The sequence below is a fragment of the Saccharopolyspora sp. NPDC003752 genome, assembly GCF_053605825.1.
In genome coordinates, this window is sequence record NZ_JBSGJZ010000085.1 from 1 (window position 1) to 4,419 (window position 4,419).

At 71.4% G+C, this 4,419-nt stretch carries 1 protein-coding gene; it reads left to right on the plus strand.

Annotated elements, in window-relative coordinates:
• Window positions 1–261: 261 nt before the first annotated feature.
• Complete coding sequence (locus ACWEV3_RS43315; protein WP_452619493.1) at window positions 262–3,954, plus strand: FkbM family methyltransferase; 3,693 nt, start codon at window positions 262–264, stop codon at window positions 3,952–3,954.
• The last annotated feature ends 465 nt before the right edge of the window (window positions 3,955–4,419 follow it).

Sequence of the window (4,419 nt, forward strand, 5' to 3'; positions counted from 1 at the left end):
GACTTCACCAGCGCCGACGAATCGACCCTGCGCGACTACCTCAAGCACCTCGAACCGAAGCGCACCATGCGCCGCAGCAATCCCGGTCTGCTCGTTGACGGCCGTGATCGCCATCCCATGCGAAAACTCTCGGCCTGTGGGCGCCGGGCGGCACCCGGCGCCGGTCGGTGTGGGCGTGCCCGCCGAAGACCGCGCGCCCCGGTCCGCGAACTCATGGGGTTGGCCGTGTCGCTGTGGCGCGAGGAGCGATAGGTTGCGCCCGTGACTGATTCGCAGGCGCAGCCCGACCCAGTGACTGCGGGGAGCCCCGAGGGCAAATCCGCCGTGGAAGCCACCCTGCAATCCGGTGTGCTGGAGCAACCGGCCGAGCTGTTCGGCGAGCCGGAGTGGCCCGCCGAAACGCCGGAGGACCGCGGTGCCCGCACCGTGCTCGGCTGCACCGTCGCGTGCCGCGACCAGCTCCCTGCCGCGCGGGTGCTCCGCGAGACGTTCCGCCGCCACCACCCGAACGCGCAGTTCGCGCTGCTGGTGGTCGACCTGCCGGGCGCGGACCGGCCGGAGCCGGACGGCCTGACCTTCGCCGACATCGGTCTCGACGCGACGGAGTACGCCCGGCTGGCGATGGGCTGCACCGCGGAGCAGCTGCGCAACGTGCTGCGCCCGATGTTCCTGCAGCACCTGCTGAAGTCCGGCGCGACGGTGCTGTACTTCGAACCGTCCGTCCAGCTCTTCGGCCGCTTCGACGATCTCGTCGCGGGCCTGACCCACGAGCGGCCGGTCGCCCTGGTGCCGCGGGTGCTGCGCCCGCTGGCGGTGGACGGCCTGCGCCCGAACCCCGCCGACCTCGCCGAATCGGGCACCTTCGACCCCAGCGCCTTCGCCGTCCGCCCGGGCGCGGAGCAGCTCCTCGCGACGTGGGTGGAGCAGCTGCGGGCCGATCCCAGCGCGGCGGCGCCGGTGCTGGACGGCGCGCCCGCGCTGGTCGACCACCAGGTGATCCGCGATCCCGGCGTCGGCCTGTCCGTGTGGAACGCGGCCCAGCGCGAGCTGGTGGTGGCGGGCGACGGCCGGCACACCGTGGACGGCACCGCGTTGCGGAGCGTCCACTTCGACGGCTTCCAACCGCAGCGGCCCTGGCTGCTGTCCACGGCCTACGCCGACCGCCCGCGGATCCTGCTCTCCGAGAACCCGGTGCTCGCCGGGCTCTGCGCGGGCTACCGGAACGCGCTGGTCGGGGCCGGGTACACCCGCGAGCAGCCGCACCCGTTCGACGTCCTGCCCGACGGAGTCGTGCTGCCCGCGACGCTGCGCCGCGAGTACCTCGACGCCTGGCAGGAGGATGGCGAACCACCGCCGAGCCCCTTCGAACCGGACGGCCCGCTGGCGGAGTTCCGGGAGTGGTCGTGCGCCCCAGCCGACGACCGGCAGCGCGCGGCCGGCGGTTCCCGCTGGACCGCTGCGGTGTGGGCGGACGACCCGATCCTGCGGCGCGACTACCCGGACCCGTTCGGCACCAACGCCGAGGCCTTCCACGAGTGGTGCGTCGGCGTCGGCGTGGCCAGCGGCCGGGTCCCGGCGGAGGCGGTGCACCGCAGGATCGACAACCGGGCGGCCCTGGTCGACCAGCTCGGCGTCGCGGTGCTCGGCGACGGGCAACTCGCGGAGCTGATGCGAACCGCGGTCCGCGCATCCGGGCTGCCGTCGGCCGACACGGCCTACTACCCGGTCGTCCTGCGCTGCGAGCCGGGCCTGCCGGTGCCCGCGGGCAGGTACGTGATCGACGTCCACAACGGAGCCGCCGACACCGCCGATGTGGCGGAAACCTGGGTGCTGTCGGAGAGCGGCCGCGCCGCGGCCCGCCGCAACGGCACGAAGACCAGGGTCGTCGCACTACCGGCACCGGAACGCGATCGGATCGATTTACCGACGAGGAAGGGCGCTCGCGCCAAGTTCGGGCTGTCCGACGAGTTCGTGTTCGGGGCGTTCGTGGACCACGCGGCAGAGCGCGCGGACAACGCGCTCGGCGTGGTCAGCGCGTTCCTGGCGGCGTTCCCGGAGCGCGACGAGGTCCGCCTGCTCATCGGCGTCGTCGGAGCGGTCGACCACCCGGAAGCGGCCGAGCGCCTGCGCCTGGCGACCGCGACGGATTCCCGGGTCCTGCTGGTGGAAGAGGACCTCGACCTCCACCCGCTGCTGTCCGCGTCGGACTGCTTCGTGTCGTTGCACCGCGGCGATGCCGGCGACGACCACGTGCTGAGGCTGCTGGAGGTCGCCGCGCACGGTGTGCCGGTGATCGCGGGGGAGCACGGCGCGGTGGCCGAGCTCTTCGGCGCCGAAGCCGCGCGCCTCGTGCCCTGCGCGGGTCCCGGAGAACCGGACATCGAAGCCGCCGCGGAGCTCCTGCGCGCTGCCGCCGACGACCCGGACGCCACCGCGGCATTCGGCGCGGCAGCAAAGGAAAACCTGCTCGCGGCCCACACCGTCGCGCGTGCCGGCGCACGCCTGCGCGAGCGCGTCGAGCAGGCGTACCGGAACTGGCGCACGAAGTGGTCGCGGGACAGCCACGGCCAGTTCGACGACCCGCTGCGCCCGCTGCTGGTGGCGCGGCACGCGCTGCACCGGGCACCGGACGTGGGCGTCAGCAGCCGGAACTCGATGGCACCGGCGCTGCGCAAGGCCGTGCTCAAGGCGCTGAGCCACTACGACGAGCACATCCGCGACGTGATGCGCTCGCTCGTCGACGGAGTCGAGCAGACCGCCTCCGAGCTGCTCCGCCGCCAGTACGAGGCGGACGGCGAAGGCGACATGGAGGCGGTGCGAGCGGAACTGGCCCAGCTCATCAGGCGCCAGGACCAGCACGGCGCCCAGCTGCTCGGCACCGACGACGGCATGGTCCGAGCCCGGGCCGACCTGGCCGAGCAGCACCGCAGGCTGCGGAAGCTCGAAGCGGGCGAGGGCGGTGATCAGCGCGTGGACGCCCTGGCGGAACGCCTGGACAGCCTGACCGGAGCGGTCGAGCGGATCCTCGACCGGATGGATTCGCTGGAACAGCGCCGAACGGGCGACCAAGACGTGGAGGCGAGCCTCCGCATCGCCTCGCACGATGCGGCGAGCGCCTTGCAACGAACCGACGTCCTGCAACGCATCCTGCTGCGGGAGCACGAGCGCAACATCGGAGGTGGCGACGGCACCACGACGCCCGTCCTCTGCGACGCGGGCCTGCTGAGGCTGCCGGCCGACGACAGCTTCATGCTGCCGTGGCTGTCGTCGCATTCGAGCTGGGACGGCGACGTGTCCGCGCTGATCGATTCCCTGCTCGAACCCGACGGCGTCTTCATGGACGTTGGCGCGTACGTGGGCTACCAGACCGTGCGAGTGCTGAGCAGGCTCGGCAACAGCGGCGCGGTCGTCGCGGTCGAACCGTGCCCGCGAAGCGGCGCACTGCTCAAGCACAACGTCGAAGTCAACGTGCCTGCGGCGTGGGGACACCGGCTGGTGCTGGTGGAAGGCGCGGCATGGGACGGCTCGTGCCAGCTGGCGGCGGAATCGTCGCTCGCGGGTGGCCTGTCGGTCAGCCCGCCGGAAGGCGACGAGCCACCGTCCGTGCGCGGCGTCCGGCTCGACCGGGAGCTGGAGAACCACGAGGCGCTGCAGAACCTGAAGCTCTCGGTCGTGCACGTCGACGTGGGCGGACGGGTGCACCGGGTGCTCGGCGGCCTGGTCCGCCTGCTGCGCCGCGACCGTCCTTCGATCGTGTGCTCCTTCACACCGGACGCGATCCGCCAGCTGGGTGACGATCCCGGAGCGGCCCTGCGGGAGTTCGGCACCTGGGGCTACGACCTGGTCCCGGTGGGCCGAAATCGGCCGGTATCCGCCCCTGACCTGCTGGAAGCGATCAGCTCGGCGGGTTCGGCGAGCACCGTGAAGCTCTGGCTGCGCCCGAAGCAGAAGTGACCCGAGATCGCCCGAAGGAGCGACGTCAAGAGTCTGACCAGGCGATTTGACTTTCACGCAGGGTGTGCGTAACTTTCTCTTCGCCGCACGGACGGCCGGACGGAACAGGACGCAAGAGCCTGGCGAGGACGGCTGCGGGAGCGCCCTGGAGATCGGGAACGAACTCCGCGGAGCGCACACCGATCGGGGCGCGCGGTTTGACACCGCGAAGCGCACCGGGTAACGTAAAGCGGTCGCCAAGTAGACGTCAAGACTACGAGGCGCGTTGACAACTCAAGCACGAGCTCGATCTTCGGAGCGATCAGCGCGGGGTTGACCCCCCTGAAAACGCCGAAAAGAGGGCTTGCTAGAGTTACCGACACAAGAAAGCGAAAGAAAATGCTCCCCGGAGCTTCGATCCCTGGTTTAGGGGTTGGGTGATGGTGTGGGTGTGTTCTTTGAGAACTCAACAGCGGACTGTTTTGG